The organism is Nocardia asteroides (assembly GCA_019930625.1).
GTDB classification, from domain to species: Bacteria; Actinomycetota; Actinomycetes; order Mycobacteriales; family Mycobacteriaceae; genus Nocardia; species Nocardia sputi.
Genome location: CP082844.1, coordinates 4,793,549 through 4,812,399, shown reverse-complemented (window position 1 = coordinate 4,812,399; position 18,851 = coordinate 4,793,549). Strand labels below are relative to the sequence as shown.

Annotated in this window: 21 protein-coding genes; 8 read left to right on the top strand and 13 right to left on the bottom strand. The window is 68.8% G+C overall.

Going from position 1 to position 18,851, the window contains the following annotated elements:
• Window positions 1–178: 178 nt before the first annotated feature.
• From K8O92_22260 to K8O92_22245, 4 genes are read left to right on the top strand one after another with little or no spacing between them, the layout of a single operon-like run.
• Window positions 179–2,530, top strand: a complete 2,352-nt coding sequence (locus K8O92_22260; protein UAK30615.1) for a nitrate- and nitrite sensing domain-containing protein — start codon at window positions 179–181, stop codon at window positions 2,528–2,530.
• Between the two features lie 2 nt (window positions 2,531–2,532).
• A complete protein-coding gene (locus tag K8O92_22255) occupies window positions 2,533–2,958 on the top strand; it encodes a roadblock/LC7 domain-containing protein (GenBank protein ID UAK30614.1) in 426 nt (141 codons plus the stop codon).
• The gene (locus K8O92_22250; GenBank protein UAK30613.1) at window positions 2,955–3,329 is read left to right on the top strand and encodes a DUF742 domain-containing protein; all 375 of its coding nucleotides are present in this window, start codon (window positions 2,955–2,957) and stop codon (window positions 3,327–3,329) included. Before K8O92_22255 ends, K8O92_22250 begins: the two co-directional genes overlap by 4 nt.
• The gene (locus K8O92_22245) at window positions 3,310–3,909 is read left to right on the top strand and encodes an ATP/GTP-binding protein (GenBank protein UAK35877.1); all 600 of its coding nucleotides are present in this window, start codon (window positions 3,310–3,312) and stop codon (window positions 3,907–3,909) included. The genes K8O92_22250 and K8O92_22245 overlap by 20 nt, the downstream gene beginning before the upstream one ends.
• Window positions 3,910–3,972: 63 nt before the next feature.
• Here the strand turns inward: K8O92_22245 and K8O92_22240 are convergent, their stop codons facing one another.
• From K8O92_22240 to K8O92_22230, 3 genes are read right to left on the bottom strand one after another with little or no spacing between them, the layout of a single operon-like run.
• Window positions 3,973–4,470: a hypothetical protein gene (locus K8O92_22240; GenBank protein ID UAK30612.1), complete on the bottom strand. Its 498-nt coding sequence runs from the start codon at window positions 4,468–4,470 to the stop codon at window positions 3,973–3,975.
• Window positions 4,471–4,502: 32 nt separating this feature from the next.
• Window positions 4,503–4,916, bottom strand: coding sequence for an NUDIX domain-containing protein (locus K8O92_22235; protein UAK30611.1), 414 nt, complete (start codon window positions 4,914–4,916; stop codon window positions 4,503–4,505).
• Between the two features lie 54 nt (window positions 4,917–4,970).
• Entirely contained in the window at window positions 4,971–5,444 is a 474-nt protein-coding gene (locus K8O92_22230; GenBank protein UAK30610.1) for a helix-turn-helix transcriptional regulator, read from the bottom strand.
• A gap of 54 nt (window positions 5,445–5,498) precedes the next feature.
• Here K8O92_22230 and K8O92_22225 point away from each other — a divergent pair, with 54 nt between their 5' ends.
• Entirely contained in the window at window positions 5,499–6,299 is an 801-nt protein-coding gene (locus tag K8O92_22225; GenBank protein ID UAK30609.1) for a thioesterase family protein, read from the top strand.
• A gap of 27 nt (window positions 6,300–6,326) precedes the next feature.
• Here K8O92_22225 and K8O92_22220 read toward each other — a convergent pair whose 3' ends face one another.
• Both K8O92_22220 and K8O92_22215 read right to left on the bottom strand, forming a co-directional pair.
• A complete protein-coding gene (locus K8O92_22220; protein UAK30608.1) occupies window positions 6,327–7,151 on the bottom strand; it encodes an ABC transporter permease in 825 nt (274 codons plus the stop codon).
• Window positions 7,151–8,110: an ATP-binding cassette domain-containing protein gene (locus tag K8O92_22215; protein UAK30607.1), complete on the bottom strand. Its 960-nt coding sequence runs from the start codon at window positions 8,108–8,110 to the stop codon at window positions 7,151–7,153. The genes K8O92_22220 and K8O92_22215 overlap by 1 nt, the downstream gene beginning before the upstream one ends.
• 99 nt (window positions 8,111–8,209) lie before the next feature.
• On the opposite strand from K8O92_22215, the gene K8O92_22210 reads away from it, so the two are divergent.
• The gene (locus tag K8O92_22210; protein UAK30606.1) at window positions 8,210–8,977 is read left to right on the top strand and encodes a TetR/AcrR family transcriptional regulator; all 768 of its coding nucleotides are present in this window, start codon (window positions 8,210–8,212) and stop codon (window positions 8,975–8,977) included.
• Here K8O92_22210 and K8O92_22205 read toward each other — a convergent pair.
• From K8O92_22205 to K8O92_22195, 3 genes are read right to left on the bottom strand one after another with little or no spacing between them, the layout of a single operon-like run.
• Complete coding sequence (locus tag K8O92_22205) at window positions 8,958–10,067, bottom strand: winged helix DNA-binding domain-containing protein (protein ID UAK30605.1); 1,110 nt, start codon at window positions 10,065–10,067, stop codon at window positions 8,958–8,960. The genes K8O92_22210 and K8O92_22205 overlap by 20 nt on opposite strands.
• Before the next feature lie 18 nt (window positions 10,068–10,085).
• Window positions 10,086–11,015, bottom strand: coding sequence for a M56 family metallopeptidase (locus tag K8O92_22200; protein ID UAK30604.1), 930 nt, complete (start codon window positions 11,013–11,015; stop codon window positions 10,086–10,088).
• A gap of 17 nt (window positions 11,016–11,032) precedes the next feature.
• Complete coding sequence (locus tag K8O92_22195) at window positions 11,033–11,380, bottom strand: BlaI/MecI/CopY family transcriptional regulator (protein UAK35876.1); 348 nt, start codon at window positions 11,378–11,380, stop codon at window positions 11,033–11,035.
• Between the two features lie 160 nt (window positions 11,381–11,540).
• Here K8O92_22195 and dinB point away from each other — a divergent pair, with 160 nt between their 5' ends.
• Complete coding sequence (gene dinB, locus K8O92_22190) at window positions 11,541–12,782, top strand: DNA polymerase IV (protein UAK35875.1); 1,242 nt, start codon at window positions 11,541–11,543, stop codon at window positions 12,780–12,782.
• 41 nt (window positions 12,783–12,823) lie between these two features.
• Here the strand turns inward: dinB and K8O92_22185 are convergent, their stop codons facing one another.
• The 5 genes from K8O92_22185 to K8O92_22165 are packed head-to-tail and all read right to left on the bottom strand — an operon-like array spanning window position 12,824 to window position 17,737.
• Window positions 12,824–13,702 (bottom strand): phosphoribulokinase, encoded by an 879-nt coding sequence (locus K8O92_22185; GenBank protein UAK30603.1) that lies wholly within the window; start codon window positions 13,700–13,702, stop codon window positions 12,824–12,826.
• Window positions 13,703–13,714: 12 nt separating this feature from the next.
• On the bottom strand, window positions 13,715–14,830 hold the full coding sequence (locus tag K8O92_22180) for a class 1 fructose-bisphosphatase (GenBank protein ID UAK30602.1): 1,116 nt from the start codon (window positions 14,828–14,830) through the stop codon (window positions 13,715–13,717).
• 15 nt (window positions 14,831–14,845) lie between these two features.
• The gene (locus K8O92_22175; protein UAK30601.1) at window positions 14,846–15,862 is read right to left on the bottom strand and encodes an AAA family ATPase; all 1,017 of its coding nucleotides are present in this window, start codon (window positions 15,860–15,862) and stop codon (window positions 14,846–14,848) included.
• Complete coding sequence (locus K8O92_22170; GenBank protein UAK30600.1) at window positions 15,852–16,274, bottom strand: ribulose bisphosphate carboxylase small subunit; 423 nt, start codon at window positions 16,272–16,274, stop codon at window positions 15,852–15,854. Before K8O92_22170 ends, K8O92_22175 begins: the two co-directional genes overlap by 11 nt.
• Window positions 16,275–16,294: 20 nt before the next feature.
• Window positions 16,295–17,737 (bottom strand): form I ribulose bisphosphate carboxylase large subunit, encoded by a 1,443-nt coding sequence (locus tag K8O92_22165; GenBank protein ID UAK30599.1) that lies wholly within the window; start codon window positions 17,735–17,737, stop codon window positions 16,295–16,297.
• A gap of 174 nt (window positions 17,738–17,911) precedes the next feature.
• Between K8O92_22165 and K8O92_22160 the strand changes: the two genes are divergently transcribed.
• Window positions 17,912–18,757 carry a LysR family transcriptional regulator gene (locus tag K8O92_22160; protein UAK35874.1) on the top strand — a complete coding sequence of 282 codons (846 nt, stop codon included), beginning with the start codon at window positions 17,912–17,914 and terminating at the stop codon, window positions 18,755–18,757.
• Window positions 18,758–18,851 lie beyond the last annotated feature (94 nt).

Sequence of the window (18,851 nt, the reverse complement as noted above, 5' to 3'; positions counted from 1 at the left end):
CCCGCTGCACGCAATGCGTACCAGGGCCGTCCGTGGCCGCCGCCGCGTCGAATACCTCATGGTTCGCGCGCCGGGTCCACCGATGGTCATCGGCAGTTCACAGTTCGTTCACTCGAGTCAAATCGAGTCCCACTCACCGGGACCGGCTGTCCGGATGGCCGGGTTCGTGGTTTACGTTATGCCGATGTTCAGAGCGAGGCTCGGGGTCCGCACCCGGATTCTGGCTATCGCGCTCATACCGAGTCTGACTCTGCTGTTGGCCGGTCTGGGCGCCGCGGGCTACCTGGTAGCCGAAGGAACCAAAGCCAAGGACTGGGCCGCGGAGAGCCAGAACGCCATCCCGGTGACCAGCGAGGTCATGGACGCGGTCCAGCAGGAACGCCACCTCACCCTCGCCCAGCTATCCGGCGACGACACCCTCGCGGCCGCGCTCGGCACCGCTCGCGTGCGCGTGGACGCGGCGGTGCGGCGCCTGCTCGCGGCCTCCGCCGACCTGCGCGACGTCGACGCGTCGAAGATCACCGAGGAAGACGCCGACCTCGTCATGCTGACGCAGAGCCTGACCACGGTGCGCGCCGCCGCCGACGCGGGCGCACTGCCGATCCCGGACGCGTACATGTTCTACAACCGGCTGCTCGACCCGATCCCGGCGGGCACCAAGTCCACGGTGCAGACCGCTCCGGACAGCGACATCGCCGTGGGCACCGTGGCCGGCGTCCGCTTGTTCTACGCGAACGAGGCCATGGCGCGCAGCGACGCCCTCGGTGCGGTCTACGTCAACGGCGCGGCTCCCCCGCCGATCCCGATCGATGAGTACACCCGGCAGACCGGCTTCTACCACACCGAAATCGCCACGCTCATTGCCGAACTGGACGGGCCGATCAAAGCTCGCCTGCAGGCGCTGACCACCGGCACAGCCTGGCAAAAGCTCACCGCGATGGAGAACGCCATCGTCCAGCGCGGCGTCGCGGCGACCACATCGTCGCCCGCCTCGGCGAATCCGAATGCGAGCACACGGCAACCGACCTTGCCCGCGCTGCCGTTGAGCATCGACGAATGGCGTCGTGCCGCCGCCGAGGTCAGCCGCGGGATGCTCGATGCCTGGTCGGTGTACAACCGGGACGTGCAGAAGGCCGCCGAAGACAAAGCCGCCGCCGCGGCGACCCGCTCCGCCGTCACGGGTGGCGGCATGCTCCTGGTCGGCATTCTGGTGCTCGTCGTCGCGGTTGTCCTGGCCAACCGCGTCATCCGCCGGTTGAAGCGGCTGCGGGGCGAAACGCTGGCGCTGGCCGACGAGCGGCTGCCCGACATGCTGCGCAGGCTGCGCGACGGCGAAGTCGTCGATCCCGCCGCCGAATCACCGAACCTGAACTACGGCAGCGACGAGATCGGCCAGGTGGCCAAGGCGTTCCAGCACGCGCACTCCGCGGCCGTCGCCGCGGCGGTGGCCGAAGCCCGCACCCGCGAGGGCGTGAAAGCGGTGTTCCTGAACATCGCGCACCGCAGCCAGATCGTGGTGCACCGGCAGCTGGAAATCCTCGACGAAGCCGAGCAGCGCCAGGAAGACCCGGTCCTGCTCGACACCCTGTTCCGGCTCGACCACCTCGCCACCCGAGAGCGGCGCAACGCCGAGAACCTCACCATTCTCGGCGGAGGCAAGCCGGGCAGGCAGTGGCGCAATCCCGTCCCGCTGGTGGATCTGGTGCGCAGCGCCGTCGGCGAGACCCTCGACTACGCCCGGGTGCGGGTGGCCAGGCTGCCCGAAGTCCACGTCCTCGGCACGGTGGTCGCCGACCTGATCCATCTGCTCGCCGAACTGGTGGACAACGCGACCTCCTTCTCGCCGCCACAGTCGCGTGTCGAGGTGACCGGCAACGTGGTCGGCAAAGGCGTCGTGGTCGAGATCGGCGACCAGGGCATGGGCATGTCCGAGGCCGAGCTGTCCAAGATGAACGAGATGCTGCGCGAGCCACCGGATTTCGGCGTGGCGGCGCTGTCGGCCGATTCGCGGCTGGGCCTGTTCGTCGTCGCCCAGCTGGCCACGCGCCACGGCATCTCGGTGCGGCTGTCGGAGTCCGACTACGGCGGCATCAAAGCCATCGTGCTCATTCCGTCCGCGCTCGTCGCGGGCGAATCGGGCGCGCCGCAGACACCGGCGGAACTCACCGATCCCGGCAGCCGCCGCAGACTCATCGCCGGGCCCGTCGTAGCGGCGGAGGCGAGCGACTCCACGCAGACCGCCGCGTCCTCGGTCGCGACGCTCGCGGTCGAATCCGCCGCGCCTCCGCGTTACGCACCCCGACCGTACACCGAGGCGCCGCCGCAGCCGGGTCCGGACGGCCGCCCGGCGCTGCCCCGGCGCAACCGACAGACCAATCTCGCACCGCAACTGGCGCATTCGGCTCCGGAGCAAGCCGTCTCCGCGCAGCCCGCACGCTCCGCCGAACAGGCCCGCGATCTGATGTCCGCCATCGAGAACGGGACCAGGCAGGGCCGTCGCGCCACCATCCCCGACGAACAGGAAGGCTAGGGGTGTCCGCTTCTCCCGCAGGTGATCTGAATTGGCTGCTCGACGATCTCGTCGATCGGCTGGCCGGCGTGCGCCACGCGGTGGTGCTGTCCACCGACGGGCTACTACTCGGCCGCTCCAGCGGAATGAGCCGGGAGGACGCCGAACACTTCGGTGCGATGTCCTCCGCGCTCTACGGGCTGGCGCGCAGCGCGGGCAACCGATTCGACGGTGGCGGCGTCCGCCAGGCGGTCATCGAACTCGACCGCGCGGTGCTGTTCGTGACCTCAGCGGGCGACAACGCCTGCCTGGCACTGCAAGCCGCCGAGTCCGCCAATCTCGGCATGGTGGCCTACGAGATGAACCTGACCGTCCAGCGCGTCGGCAGCTACCTGTCCACCACTGCCCGCCAAGACCTCGTCGGACACGTCGAGCAGAACCGGCCATGACCCGCCCGCGTGAGCCCTGGTTCGATGAAGCGGCCGGCCCGCTGGTGCGTCCGTACGCGCTCACGCGCGGGCGTACCAGCTTCGATGGACCCGAACTGGATATGCTCACCACCGTGGTCGCGGACCCCTCCGCGACCGCACTGCGACGCACCGAACCCGAGTACACCGATATTCTTCGGCTGTGCCGTGTTTCGCAGACCGTCGCCGAACTCTCCGCCCAGTTGCATTTGCCGCTGGCGGTGACGAAGATCCTCGTCGGTGATCTGATCGGCGATGGGCAATTGATCTTCCGCGCTCCCGTTCCGACGGAGGCCGGACCCGATGACCTCAACATATTGCGAGCGGTACTGGATGGAATCCGAAAACTTTGACCCGAGCGGTACACCGCAGCTGGCCGCGTCGGTCAAGATCCTCGTCGCCGGCGGGTTCGGCGTCGGCAAGACCACCATGGTCTCGGCGATCAGCGAGGTCGCGCCCCTGCGCACCGAGGAACTGATCACCGAGGTGAGCACCGGCATCGACGATCTGTCGGGTGTCGAGCAGAAGACCACAACCACGGTCGCGCTCGACTTCGGCAGACTCACCATCGACCGCGACCTGGTGCTCTACCTGTTCGGCACGCCCGGCCAGGACCGGTTCTGGTTCCTGTGGGACGAACTGGCGCGCGGCGCGCTCGGCGCCGTCGTTCTCGCCGATACCCGCAGGCTGGGCAACTCCTTCGCGGCCGTGGACTTCTTCGAGCGGCGCAGGCTGCCGTTCATGGTGGGCGTCAACTGCTTCGACGGCGCGCCGCGCTACACCATCGATGAGGTACGCGACGCCCTCGACCTCGACTCGGTCACTCCCGTCATGCTCTGCGACGCCCGCGACCGCGGATCATGCAAGGACGTGTTGCTCACCCTCGTCGAGCATCTGATCCAGCGGGCACAGCGCGCTCACGCCACCGCCTGAGCGCACTCCGGCTCCGCGGCGCGTCCGCTCGCGGTGGGCTGCCGCCACGGCGGCGCTGCGTCCTCAGACCTGCCGCAACCAGGCCAGGAACAGCAGCGCGCCGCTCGCGGCCAGCGCTACCGCGACCGGAGCCGGCCACCACGGCCCGTTCCGGCCGAGCAAACCGCGGGTGAGCCGTAATTGGAACGCGCCGAGCCCGGCCAGGATCAGCAGCCAGATCGGCAGCAGGCCGATCCCGAGCGCCGCGTGCGTTGCCCATGCGCCCGCCAAGGTGGGGCCGCCCCAAGAACTTTCGAGATCGTCGCCGGCCACGAGCGGATAGCAGATCCCCCGGAACGCGGCGATGCCCGCCAGGAACGCCAGAAACAGGGCCAGCAGGCCGACCGCGCCGCTGAGCACCGAATGCGTCACCGACCGGGTGGCGGAGAATTTATGCGGCAGAACCGATTCGCCGAGCATCCGTCGCGGCACGCGCAGCCGGGTCGGGATCCGCCGCACCGCCAGCGGCAGTGCCCGCAGCGCGTACGCGGCATAACGCAGGAGTGTCCGAATCCACGACATACCGCCGACGGTAGCGCTGTTCGGCCCGCGATTCACCGCAGCAGGCCCGCGTGCACCAGATCGTCGAACAACAACTGGTCGACCGGGGGAACGAGTGCGCGGTCGGCGTAGCCGAACCACGCGACCTCTTCGATCTCACTGCTCGCGACGAGCGTTCCACGGTAATCCGCGGTGTAGCAACTCATCCGGACCACCACCGCGTCGGCTGGGCCGTGCAGCGCCTCGTAGGTGCCGACGTGCGCGGCGGTCTCCGGCAGCAGGGCCACGGTGAGTTCCTCCTCGATCTCGCGCAGCAGGGTCTGCAGATCGGTCTCGCCGCCTTCGCGCTTGCCGCCCGGGATGTAGAAGACGTCCTTGCCGCGCGGTCTGGCGCAGAGGATCCGTCCGTCCTCGATGCGCACCCATGCCACCGTGTCGATCAGCTGCCGCCCTTGCCCGTCCGCCACCGCCGCAGCCTAACGCGACACGGCGCCCGAGGCGGAGCGGGCGTCGCTCTCGCCTCAGCCGGACGGCAGCAGGGAAGGATCCTTGGCGCCGGGGCCGAGAACCGAACGGAGGTCACGCGGGGCGATGCGCTCGCCGCACTCCGAGCACACCGGCTCGACGGTCGCGAGGTTCCCGCACATGGCGTGCCTCGTCTGCACCGGAGGGCCGTCCGGGGCGGCCCATTCGTCGCCCCACTGACGCATCGCGGTGACGACCAGCCACAGCGAGCGGCCTTTCGCGGTCAACCGGTAGTCGTAGCGAACCGGATTGTCCTGATAGGGCTCCCTGGTCAGCACGCCGTGCTCGACCAGGTGCTCGAGACGCTGGGTGAGCACATTGCGGGCGATACCGAGGCGGGCGCGGAAGTCGTCGAAGCGCGTCACCCCGAACAGGGCGTCACGCACGATCAGCAGCGTCCACCACTCCCCGACCACCTCGAGGCACTGGGCCAGCGAGCAGTTCATGTCCCCGAAGCTCGTCCTGCGCATATCCGTCAGCATAGTCAGTTGCTTCACAGAACCCACTGACCTATCGTGCGTTGCATGAAGCAACTCACTACGCGGACTCTCGCCGAGGAGTTCGCGCTTTCCGGGACCGCTGCCGACGGGTGGCAGGCGCGGGTCGGCCGGTCCTGGCGCGGTTGGACCGGGCCGCACGGCGGCGTGATCGCGGCCCTGCTGATCGAGGTGGCACGTGCGGCGGCCGCCGAACCCCTTCCGGTGCGCGCCCTGGATCTCCGTTTCCTGGGCCGCCCCACAGAAGGTGTGCTGGCCTTCCGCGCGACCGAGCACGCAGTCGGCCGCAGCACCGTCGCGCTCGAGGTACGCGCCGAGCAGGACGGCACCCCGATCGCCGCGGCGGCGATCACGCTGGGCCGCACTGTGGAGACGGGCATCGAGGGTTATACGGGCACGCCCGCACCGCCGGTGCCCGATCCCGAATCTTGTGCGCCGTTCGCCCTCCCACCCGAAATCGTGCCGGTGGGAGCCCACTTCGACATCCGCCCCGCCGCCGGACCGCTGCCGCTGAGCGGTGCGGACGAACGGATGATGTGCGCCTGGATCGCACTCGTCCCCGACGTGCCCGCGGACGCGGCGGCGCTGGCCATCCTCGCCGACGCGTTGCCGCCCGCCGTCTTTCCCACCTTGCGCGCACCCGTCGCGATCCCCACCGTGACGCTGTCGATGCATCTGCACGCCGAACCCACCGGCAGCCTGCCGGTACTGGTACGCACGGTGAACGCGTCGACCGGCGGCGGCTGGTCGGTGGACGACACCTCGATCTGGGACCGCGGCGGCGTGCTGCTCGCCTCGGCACGCCAGACCCGCCGCGTGCTCGGCTGAACGGAGACGACGGGCGGATGGTAAGACTCAGCGGCTCAGGCGCTGGAATCGCCGCACCGCGAGCGGCAGGAAGATCGCGGTGATGATCAGCGGCCACACCACTGCCATCAGCAAGGAGTGCTGTTCCACCCAGGAATCGCCGCTGCCGACCGGCGTACCGAACAGCTCGCGAGTCGCCGCCACCGTGGAGGAAATCGGATTCCAGGCCGCGATGACGCCCAGCCAGTCCGGCATCAACTGAGGCGCGACGAAGATGCTGGAGATCATGGTGAGCGGGAAGGCGACCGCGAACAATCCGCCCGCGGCCTCCGGGTTCGGCACCAGCAACCCGAGCCATACACCCACCCAGATCAACGCGAACCGCAGCAACAGCAGCAAACCGAACGCCGCGACGCCGCGCAGTACGCCGCCGTCGGGCCGCCAGCCGATGAGCAGGGCGGTCGACATCAGGATGGTCAACTCGGCGCACGCCACGATCAGATCGGTCACCCCCCGACCGGACACCACCGCCGAGGAGGCCATCGGCATCGAGCGGAAACGATCGATCACGCCGTTGGTCACGTCGTAGACGACCACCGTCGCGGTGTTGACGAAGCCGAACGCCATCGTCATCGCGAACATGCCCGGCATCAGGAAGCTGCGATAGTCACCGCCGCCGGGCACGCTCATCGCGCTGCCGAACACGTAGCCGTAGAGCAGGACCGACAGAATCGGGAAGCCGAGTTGCCAGGCGATGTTGATCGGCTGGCGCTGATAATGGGTCAGGCCGCGGCGCACCACATTCCAGCAGTCGGAGATCGCCCAGTACGCGCGAGAACGCGAGCGGCTCGGGGTGAGGTCCGTGGTGCCCATCAGGCCGCCTCCTCTGCGGTGGTGCGGTGTCCGGTCAACTGCAGGAAGACGTCGTCGAGGCTCGGTCTGCGCAGACCGATGTCCTCCACGTCGACGCCTTCGTCCTGCAGGGTGCGCGCGACCTCGGTGAGCGCGGCGACACGATCGGTGACCGCCGCCGAGACCCGCCGTTCGACGTCGTCGATGTCCGGCTCGCCGTCGCACACCCGGGCCACCACTTTGGCGACCGCGGGCAGGTCGGCGACGTCCGCGGCAACGACCTCGATCCGGTCTCCGCCCACGGTGCTCTTCAACCCGTCCGGGGTGTCGTCGGCGATGGCGCGTCCCTGATCGATGACGGTGATGCGGGAGGCGAGCTTGTCCGCCTCCTCCAGATACTGCGTCGTCAGCAGGACCGTGGTGCCATCGGCGACCAACGCGCGCACCGACGCCCAGACCTCGCCGCGACTGCGCGGGTCGAGTCCGGTCGTGGGCTCGTCGAGGAACAGCACGTCCGGCGCCAGGATCATCGAGGCCGCCAGATCGAGCCTGCGGCGCATGCCGCCGCTGTACTTGCCGACGCCTCGGTCACCGGCCTCGGTCAGGTCGAAGCGCTCCAGCAGTTCGGTGGCCCGCTGTTCGGCGCGCCGGCCACCGAGATGGAACAACCTGCCGAACATCTCCAGGTTCTGGCGTCCGGTGAGCACTTCGTCCACGGCCGCGTACTGGCCGGTCAGCCCGATGCGGGCGCGCACCTCGCGCGGATCGCGAGCGACATCCAGACCGGCCACTTCGGCGCGGCCGCCGTCCAGCCGGATCAGCGTCGAGAGAATGCGCACCGCGGTGGTCTTGCCCGCGCCGTTGGGCCCGAGCAGGCCGTGCACCGTGCCGCGCCGCACGGTCAGGTCGAATCCGTCCAGGGCACGCTTGTCCCCGTATCTCTTCTCCAGTCCTTCGGCAAGGACCGCGAAATCGTTCACTGCTCACCTTCCCCGTGACATACCCCGAAACTGGGTACGCTGTACTCGAATTAGGGTACAACGTACCCAGTTGTCTGCCAAGCGGATAGGCTGGCTTTCATGAGCGGCACCGAGACCAGCGGCAGCGGCGACATCGCCCGCACCCTAGACCTGCTGTGGGGCGCGAGCCCCCGGCCGAGCCGCGGCCCGAAACCCGGCCTGTCGCTGGACCGGATCGTCGACGCCGCGATCGCGGTAGCCGACGACGAGGGCCTCGCCGCGGTCACCATGCGCCGGGTCGCGACCGAACTCGGCACCGGCACCATGTCGCTGTATCGATACCTGCCCGGCAAGGCCGAACTATTGGACCTGATGCTCGACCGGGTGCAACGCCCCCGCGACGATCTCGGCGAACACATCGGCGGATGGCGCGGCGCGCTGGAAACCCTCGCCTACGAGTCGCTCGCCATGTACCGGCGGCACCCGTGGCTGATCGGAGTGAACAACTCACGCCCGGTCCTTGGCCCCGGCGCGGTCGAGGGCATGGAAAAGGTGCTCGGCGCGATCCGGCAGATGGGATTGCCGGACCGCGAACTCGTCTCGGTGGTGATCATGATCTCCGGCTACGTTCTCGGCGCGGCCCGCACGCAACTGTACGAGCAAGAGGCCGAACGCGATTCGGGCATGACCGACGCGGAATTCTGGCAGGCGCAGAGTCCCATGCTGGAGAAGGCGATGGCCAGCGGCCGCTATCCGGTCATGGCCGGGCTCTCGGACGACGCGTTCGGCCCGGACTTCGACCACTTCGGTTTCGGGCTACAGCGCATCCTCGACGGCTTGGAACACTATGTGGCTCATCGCGACAGCGCTACGCAGCCCGCACCGTGAGGGTCTCGCGCCCTGTCGCCAGCGCGACGTGCGCGACCGCAGCGTCCAGCCCCTGCTTCGGTAACGGCGCGTCGTCGAACATGGTGATCTCCACGGCGTCCTCGGCGAGCTCCCAGACGCCCGCGATGCGTCCGTTCACAACGACGATGGGCGAGATCCAGCCCGCGGTCCGGCTCACCTTCGCGCGGTGGGCGGCGGGCAGCAGGACGGTGTCGCCGGTACCGGGCCCCAGCACGTACTGGTCGAAGGCTCCGAGCAGGTGGACCGCCGCGCTCGGCGCGGCGGCGGCCAAGGCGGCGGCCTGATCGGTCGGCAGGAAGGCGCGCCGACCCTCCACGTCCACTTCGGTGAGCAGTTCACCCAGGTCGGCGAACCAGCGCCGCACCGTGGTCTTGCGCAGGCTGTTGCGGGTGAGCCAGGCGTCGAATGTCTCCGGTGTCGCCGGGCCGTACGCGCCGAGATAGGCGAGGATCGCCGTCGGCGCCGCGTCATCCGGTTCGGGCAGGCCGGACCAGTCGCGTACCAGGTGCGCGGGGCTGGTGAACGTTACTTTGGTTCCGCGCGCCGGGCCGTGGCACAACGCCCCTTGCCAGGCCAGCGGCTTGAGCAGCGCACCCCAGCCGGAGCGCAATTCCGCACCGAGCCGATGGAATTGCGGCGCGGACACGAGGGCTTCGACCAGTTCCTCTCGGGTGAGCACCGCGGCGGCGAGCACCTCCGCGACCGCCTCCGCCAGTGCCGCGACCTCCGTGGGAGAGGCCCCGAAGGTCCGCTGCCAGGCGGGCTTCTCCCAGGTGCGCGCGGAGGCGACGAGCGAAAGGTTCGCGGCGGCCAGGTTCGGAGTCAGCGCGTGCAGGGTGCCGCGCATCGCCCAGGTCTTCATCAGCGTGCCGTCGGCCAGCGCACGGACCAGCCCACCCGGGTCCGGCTTCGTGCTGCGCAGCGCGACCGCCAGTTCCGCCGCCGAAGTGACCTGGGCCTGCACGCCGCACAAACGCTCGGCGATCGCTACCGCGCCCTCGTCCGCGCGGGACAGGACATGCTGACGACACAGCCGCCAAGCGAAGACTTGATCCCAGGTGACTCGCACTCGAGCTCCTCCTCCTGCTCAGCTCAGCAGCGTGCCGAGACCGGCGACCGTCGCGGCCGCCAGTGCCGACCCGGCCACCGTCATCGCGATCACGCCGAGCAGGGCGGTGCGGGTGGTGGCGCGCCGGATCGCGCCGACCGGGTCGGCCAGCCGCTCGGCGCGGGCCAGCACCGCGGTACCCGCAGCGGCCAGCGCGCCCGGCGGCGCGGGCTCGGTGATGCCGACGATCGCCAGCAGCCCGCCGAGCAGCGGCAGCGAACCGTGCTCGTCGGCGGCCTTGTCGTCGGCGCACATCTCGAGCAGCCGGGCGGTCTCGGCCGCTCCGGCGGTGAACAATCGCAAGCCGGGAAGCGTGGTGGCCACCGCGCGCAGCACCGCGGTCAGCGCAGCGTGCCTGCCGGACAGGTGCGCGCGTTCGTGCGCGAGCACCGCGGCCAGTTGATCGTCGTCCAGCGCGTCCAGCGCGGCGGAGGTGACGACGATGGTGTCGGGCCGCCCCGGCACGCAATACACCTGGCGCTGCGGCGAATCGAGCACGACCGCCCCGATGCCCGCCACCGGCCTGCCGACCAGCCGGACCGCCCTGGCATGGGCGTCGGTGCGCCTGCGCATGTTCAGCACGACACCGACCGCGCGCGCCACCAGCGCGACCGTGCCGGTGGCGACCAGCGCCGCCACCGCGAAAGTGGCCGCCCGGGTGGCCGCGGCGCCGTGTACGTGCATCGGGGTCCACAGGAACGAGACGCAGGCGCGCAGCGCGTCCTTCGGATGTCCCCAGTAGGTGGCGAACTCGATGGTGACCAATGTCGCCGCGATCCCCCAGGCGCTCAGCGCGCCGACGATCGCGACCACCCAGGCGATCACACCCAGCCGGGGCGCGATGCCGCGATGGGTCAGACCGCGAAGCACGGGCGGACCGAAGGTCGCCACGACGCTGCCGTACAGCATCAGAGCTATGGCAAGGCTCACGGCACTTCTGGTGACTTGCGCGCCGCCAGTCTGCGCAGCGCGGCACGCAACCCGGCCGACTCCTCGGCGCTGATCCGATCGACGAAATGGCTGAGTACCAGGTCCGAACGTCCGCCGGAGCCGAGCGCCTCCAGCATGAGCCGGGCGCTGTGCTCCTCCCTGGTGAGGGTCGGCCAATATCGATAGGCCTTGCCGGCGCGTTCGCGGGCCAGCCAGCCTTTGCGATGCAGGTTGTCCATGGTCGACATCACCGTCGTATAAGCGATGTCCCGCTGAGCCGACAGTTCGTCGAAGATCTCGCGCACCGTTGTGTCCTCTGCGTCCTGATCCCAGATGCGGTCCATGATCACCGCCTCCAGATCCCCGAATCCACGCACCGTACCGACTCCCTCATCCGAGCTGTACCCCGTCGTGGGAACAGGTTACCGGCAGAGACCGGTTACTACGGAGGCAACCAGTAGATCGCCTGCGCCGATGCCCCTTGTCGGCGGCCTGTGCGAACATATGTTCGTGTCCGATGCGCCCGTCTCCCGATCCGGCCGCCCCCGGATACTCGCGCGGGCGGAGGCATCGATCCTGCATGCCGACCTCGACTCGTTCTATGCCTCGGTCGAGCAGCGCGACGACCCCCGGCTGCGCGGCAAGCCGGTGATCGTGGGCGGCGGCGTGGTCCTGGCGGCCAGCTACGAGGCGAAGGCGTTCGGAGTGCGCACGCCGATGAACGGCGGGCAGGCGCGCCGGTTGTGCCCGCACGCGATCGTGGTGCCGCCGCGCATGTCGGCCTATGCCGAGGCGAGCAAAGCCGTCTTCGACGTCTTCCGCGACACCACGCCCGTGGTGGAGGGCATCTCCATCGATGAGGCGTTTCTCGATGTCGGCGGCTTGCGCCGGATCTCCGGTGAGCCCGTCGCCATCGCGACACGGCTGCGCGCACAGGTGCGCGATCGGGTCGGTCTGCCCATCTCGGTGGGGATCGCCCGCACCAAGTTCCTCGCCAAGGTGGCCAGCGCGGTCGCCAAGCCCGACGGATTGCGGCTGGTCGCGCCGGAGGGCGAACTGGAATTCCTGCATCCGCTGCCGGTCGAAAGACTATGGGGCGTCGGCGATGTCACCGCGCGCACGTTGCACGAGCACAACATCACCCGGGTCGGGCAGCTGGCCGAGCTGGGTGAGCGCCCGCTGCGGGCGATACTCGGCCCCGCAGCGGCCCGCCACCTGTACGCCCTGTCCTGGGCGCGTGACCCGCGCCGCGTCGAAACCGGCAAGCGGCGGCGCTCGATCGGCGCCCAGCGCGCCCTCGGGCGCGGGCACCGTCCTCCCGAGGAGATCGAGGCCTACCTGCACGGACTCACCGATCGGCTGGGCAGGCGCCTACGCGCCGCCGACCGGGTGTGCCGAACGGTGGTGCTGCGCCTGCGATTCGACGACTTCGCCCGCGCCACCCGCTCACACACCCTCGCCGAGGCCACCGACCATACCGAGACGATCCTGTACGCGGCCCGCACGCTGCTCACCGGAGCGATGCCGGTCATCCGGGAACGCGGCCTGACCCTGATCGGCCTGGCGCTGACCAACCTCGACGACGCCGGCAGCGTCCAGCTCACTCTGCCCTTCGAGGACCGCGCCGCCAACACACTCGACGCCACCCTCGACGACTTGCGCGAGCGCTTCGGCTCGGCCGCCGTCACCCGAGCGACCCTACTGCACCGTGGGGAGGGCCTCTCCGTCCCGCTGCTCCCCGACTGACCGGCTCAGCGGACGAGCGGCATCGGGAACACGCGACCGCCTCAGCACGAGCGTTTCGGCCGCTTGTCCATCAATCGCAGGATCAGCGGGGTGAAGATCAGCTGCATGGCCAGCTCCATCTTGCCGCCGGGCACCACGATGCAATTGGTCCGCGACATGAACGAGTCGTGCAGCATCGACAGCAGATAGGGGAAGTCGATGACCTTCGGCTCGGCGAACCGGATCACCACGAAACTCTCGTCCGCCGTCGGAATGGTGCGCGCGATGAACGGATTGGACGTGTCCACCGTCGGCACCCGCTGGAAGTTGACATATGTGCGGGAGAACTGCGGGCAGATGTAGGTCACGTAGTCCGGCATCCGCCGCAGGATGGTGTCGATCACGGCCTCGCTGGAGTAACCGCGCTCGGTCTTGTCCCGGATCACCTTCTGAATCCACTCCAGGTTGATGATGGGCACCACGCCGACCAGCAGATCGGTATGCCGGGCCACATCCACGGTGGAGGTGACCGCGGCGCCGTGCAGGCCCTCGTAGAACAGCAGGTCACTGCCCGGCGACAATTCCTCCCACGGGGTGAAGGTGCCCGGCGGCTGGCCGTACGGCTTGGCTTCGGCCTCGTCGTGCAGGTATCGGCGCACCGTCCCGACGCCGGTCTCGCCGTAGTCACGGAACAGCGTCTCCAACTCCTTCAGCAGATTGGCCTCCTCACCGAAATGCGAGAACCGCAGATTGCGGTTCTGCTCGGCCTCGGCCATCGCCGATTTCATCTCGTTGCGGTCGTAACGGTGGAACGAATCGCCCTCTATGATGGCCGCGCTGATGCCTTCACGGCGGAATATCTCCTGGAATGTCCGTGTCACGCTGGAGGTCCCGGCACCGGAGGACCCGGTGATCGCGACGACGGGATGCTTGACCGACATGGTGCTCCTCCTTCAGCGCCTGGCCGGACGAAACAGAGACCGCGTTCCGAACAGCGAGCTGTCGAAGCTGGGGCCCTCGTCGGGTTCGCGGTGATACCGCACGATGCGCTCCACTTCATTGCGGGAACCGAAGATCAGTGGCACCCGCTGGTGGACGTCGTCCGGCGCCACCTCCAGCACCCGCTCGCTGCCGGTAGTCGCCGCGCCGCCGGCCTGTTCGACGATGAACGCGATCGGGTTGGCGCCGTAGAGCAATGCCACCCGGCCCGGACGCGCAGGCGGGCGTGTGTCGCGCGGATACAGGTAGACCCCGCCGCGGGTGAGGATATGGAAGGTGTCGGCGACCAGCGAGGCAACCCAGCGCATGTTGAAATCCCGCTCGCGCGGGCCGTCGACACCGTCGAGGCACTCGTGCACGTAGCGGCGCACCGGCCGCTCCCAGAACCGTTCGTTGGCCGCGTTGATCGCGAAACCGGAGGTGTCCTCGGGGATGCGCATCCGCGGGTGGGTCAGCACGAACGCGCCGATCTCGCGGTCCAGGGTGAACCCGTCCACCCCGTTGCCGGTCGTCAGCACCAGCATCGTCGCAGGCCCGTACAGGGTGAAGCCCGCGCACACCTGTTCGACGCCCGCCTGGAGGAAATCGACGGCCGCCGGGGGCTTCTGGCCATCCTTGCTACGCGCCGGCGCACGCAGCACGCTGAAGATCGTGCCCACCGGCAGGTTCACGTCGATGTTCGACGAACCGTCCAGGGGATCGAACGCCAGCAGGTACTTCCCCCGCCGATGGGCGTCGGGCACCGGATGGATCTCGCTGATCTGTTCGGACAGCAGCGCCGAAAGATGTCCGGTCCACTGGGTTTCGGCGACCATGATGTCGTTGGTGATCGCGTCCAGCTCGCGGTGCACGGTCGGTGGTGAAGGGTCCGGATCGCCGGGTGGGAGCAGGGCGGGATCGATCACCGCGCCGAGCGAACCGGCGATCGCACCCCGGGTGACCTGATTGGCGATGATCTTCGTCGCGGTCGCGATCACGTTCACCAAAGCGGAGAACTCACCGGATGATCCGGGATGCCGGTGTTCCTGCTCGATGGTGTAGCGGGTGAGGGTTTTCAGTCCTTCTGGCACAACGCCTCGATCTCGTCACCGGGGGGCTCGCACGGTGGGCCCGTCGGGTAGCTCGGTGCCGGTGAACACGCTGCTGCCGTATACGTCCCGGTCGGTCAGCGTGAGCAGGTCGGTCTTGGTCAGCGGTCTGCGCAGTTCGACCAGACGCTTGGCCTGCCGCAGCCGGCAGCGGTCCAGGGCGTTGCGTACGCTGCGCGCGTTCGAGAAGCGCGGACGAGCCATCCGGCGTTCCAGGTACTCCCCGAACGCCGTCCGCGCCGCGTCATCGAACCGGAAGTGCTCCGCGGCCACCATGATTTCGGCGATGGCCAGCAGTTCCGCGTGGGTGTAGTCGGCGAACTCCAGGTGGTGGGCCACCCGGGAGGACAGGCCCGGGTTGGCGGAGAAGAAGCGGTCCATCCGATCCGGGTATCCCGCGAAGATCACCACCAGGCTGGCGCGCTCGTTCTCCATCTCCTGCAACAGGATCTCGATTACCTCCTGCCCATAGTCGCGTTCGTTCTCCGGCCGGAACAGGTAGTAGGCCTCGTCGACGAACAGCACACCGCCCGCCGCCTTGGCCAGCGCCTCCTTCGTCTTCGGCGCGGTGTGCCCGATGAACTGGCCCACGAGGTCGTCGCGGGTGACGGTGTGCACCTTGGGTTTGCGGATGTAGCCCAGGGCGTGCAACATCTGCGCCATACGCAACGCCACCGTGGTCTTACCCGTACCGGGCCCGCCGGTGAAGCTCATGTGCATGGTGGGCCGCGACGATGTCAGCCCGAACCGCTGCCGCGCGCGATCGATCAGCAGCAGCGCCGCGATCTCACGCACCCGCCGCTTCACCGGAGCCAACCCGATCAGTTCCGCGTCCAGCCGGGCCAGCGTCTCCTCGACGTCGTGCCCGGCGATGTCGGTCGACAGATCCAGCACCGCGTCCGCACCGAGGATCTCCTGTGTCTCGGGTTCGGCGGACGCCGCCCGCACCGCCCCGGAGGCGTCGGCCCCCGGGCGGTGCAGACGGAATCCGGAGCCGTTGCGCTCAGCCGCCATACCGGTCTCCCGGGCGGACGGTCGTCGCATACGAGTGCAGGCCGTACCTCTGCTGACGGTCCGGGCCCTCGGTGCGGGCCAGCACGAAGCCGGGCTCGTCGGGCGGGCGTTGCACCAGGAAGCTCAGCGCCGTCGTCTGCCTCGTGTACCGGGCGTCATAGGCCAGCACCCGCACGTAATGGCGCGGGAAAGTGGCCCGGCACGCATCGATCTCGGCCAGCACGCCGTCGGGCTCGTCCAGGTCGAACAGCGGCAATCCCCACATCTCCCAGTAGGCGTTGCGCGGATGCGGATCGTCGGTGTACTCAATTGAGACCGGCCAGCTGTTGAGCAGCGCGTAGCGCACCTGGGCGGCGATCTGTTCGTCGGCCAACGGCGGCAGGTAGGAAAACGTTCCGTGCCGTAAGTACATGACTCGTCCTTTCGGGATGCTCAGCGGCTGGCGGTCGGCACGGCGTCCGGCGCGTCGGTCGAGGTGTAGTCGAAGGTGACATCGCCCCAGGTCGCCAGCGCGACATCGAGCGGACGGCAGATCTCGGCCGCCTTCCGCAACACCTCAGGCCCCTCCTTCAGCAGGTCACGGCCTTCGTTGCGGGCCTGGACGACCGCCTCCAGCGCGACCCGGTTCGCCTCGGCGCCCGCGGCGATGCCCAGCGGATGCCCGATCGTGCCGCCGCCGAACTGCAACACGACGTCGTCGCCGAACAAGTCGAGCAGCTGATGCATCTGCCCGGCATGGATGCCGCCGGAAGCCACCGGCATCACGCCGGGCAGGCTCGCCCAGTACTGGTCGAAGAAGATCCCGTTGGCCGGTTCGGTCCGGATGTGGTTGTCCCGCAACGTGTCATAGAACCCCTTCGTCGTCGCCGGATCGCCTTCCAGCTTCCCGACCACGGTGCCCGCGTGCAGATGATCGACACCGATCAGCCTGCACCATTTGGCCAGCACCCGGAAGCTGACGCCATGTGTCTTCTGCCGGGTGTAGGTGGAATGCCCCGCGCGATGCAGATGCAGCAGCACCCCGTTGCGGCGCGCCCAGTGCGACATCGACTGCATCGCGGTGAATCCGACGGTGAGGTCCATCATGATCACGACGCTGCCGAGTTCCTTGGCGAACTCCGCCCGCTCGTACATCTGCTCCATCGACGCGGCGGTCACGTTCAGGTAGTGGCCTTTGATCTCGCCGGTCTCGGCAGTCGCGCGGTTGACGCCCTCCATCGCGAACAGATACCGGTCGCGCCAGCGCATGAACGGCTGCGAATTGATGTTCTCGTCGTCCTTCGTGAAATCCAGACCGCCCTTGCACGCCTCGTAGATGACCCGTCCGTAATTGCGCGCGGATAGCCCGAGTTTCGGTTTCACCGTCGCACCGAGCAACGGCCTGCCGTATTTGTTGAGATATTCGCGTTCCATCACCGTGCCGTGCGGCGGGCCCTGGAACGTCTTCACGTATGCCACCGGAATGCGCATGTCCTCGAGCCGCAGCGCGAGCAGCGGCTTGAACCCGAAGACGTTGCCGATGATCGAGGAAGTCAGGTTCGTGATCGACCCTTCCTCGAACAGATCGAGATCGTAGGCGATATAGGCGAAGTACTCCCCCGGCCGGCCGGGCACCTCGTCGATGCGATAACACTTGGCCTGATAGCGCGAGTGCGCGGTGAGCCGGTCGGTCCACACCACCGTCCAAGTCGCCGTGGAGGATTCGCCGGCCACGGCGGCGGCCGCCTCGATCGGGTCGACGCCACGCTGCGGCGTCACCCGGAACACGGCGAGCACGTCGGTCTCCGACGGCTGGTAGTCGGGCGCGTAATAGCCCATCGACGCATAGGTTTGGACACCCGGATCCCAGCGGTCGCGTTCGGTCTCTTCAGCCATGGTTCCTCCTGCTGTGCCACTGCGGGACACCCGCACCCGGGCGAACGGGCGTGCCTTGGGATTTCCAGGATGACGGGGCGGACACCGACAAACAATTTGATTGTTTCTCGCAATACCCAACCAATTCATTGAGTTTGTTACCGTCGTCCGATGGGTATGGTGAGCGCGGCTCGGATGGAAACCTTCCTGGCCGTCGCCCGCCAGGGCAGTATTCGCCGGGCCGCGGCGCAGCTGCACATCACCGAGGCCGCCGTCTCCGCGGCCGTCGCGCACATCGAGAAACAGCTCGGCGCCAAGCTCATCGCGAAATCCGGGCGCGGCATCGCCCTCACCGAAGCCGGTCGCGTCTACGCCGAGTACTGCCGCGGCATCCTCGGACTGATGAAGGAGGCGCAGGCCGCCGTTCGCCGGGCCGAGACCGGGCGCCTGCGCATCGGCGTGGTCGCCACCGCGGGGGAATACGTCCTGCTGCGTCCGCTCGCAACGTTCCGCCGCCGGTTCCCCGACATCGAGCTGAGCCTGTCGGTGCACCCGCGTGACGCGCTGTTCCTCGAATTGCAGCACCACGAAACGGATCTCGTCATCGCGGGCCGTCCACCGCGCGACACCGGACTGGTGGTGCGCGCCCGGCGCCCCAGCCGCCTGGTCGTGGTCGGTCTGCCGGAACTCGATCCCCTGCACGCCACATGGCTGCTGCGCGGCCGGGGCTCCGGCACCCGCGAGGCCACCCTCGGCCTGCTCGACCGGCTCAGGATCGAACCGTCCACGCTCACCCTCGGATCACACGGCGCCGTCCTGGCCGCCGCACGAGAAGGCTTGGGCGTCACGTTGATTCACAGCGACGCCATCTCGCAGGACCTGGCGAACGGTGTGCTGCGCGTCCTGCCGGTCGACGGCACCCCGCTGGACCGCCCGTGGCATGCCGTCACCACCCGGACCCCGACGCCGACCACCCGCCTGTTCCTCACTCATCTGCTCGACCCCGCCGAGGTCGGCTCCGACGCCTTCCACCCCGATTGAGTCCTCCAACCCGCTGTGCGACCTGTCCCCGCGTGTGACGTGCCCGGTGTCGGGCGCGTGCCACACTCGAGAAGTGCACACCAGACGCGTGACC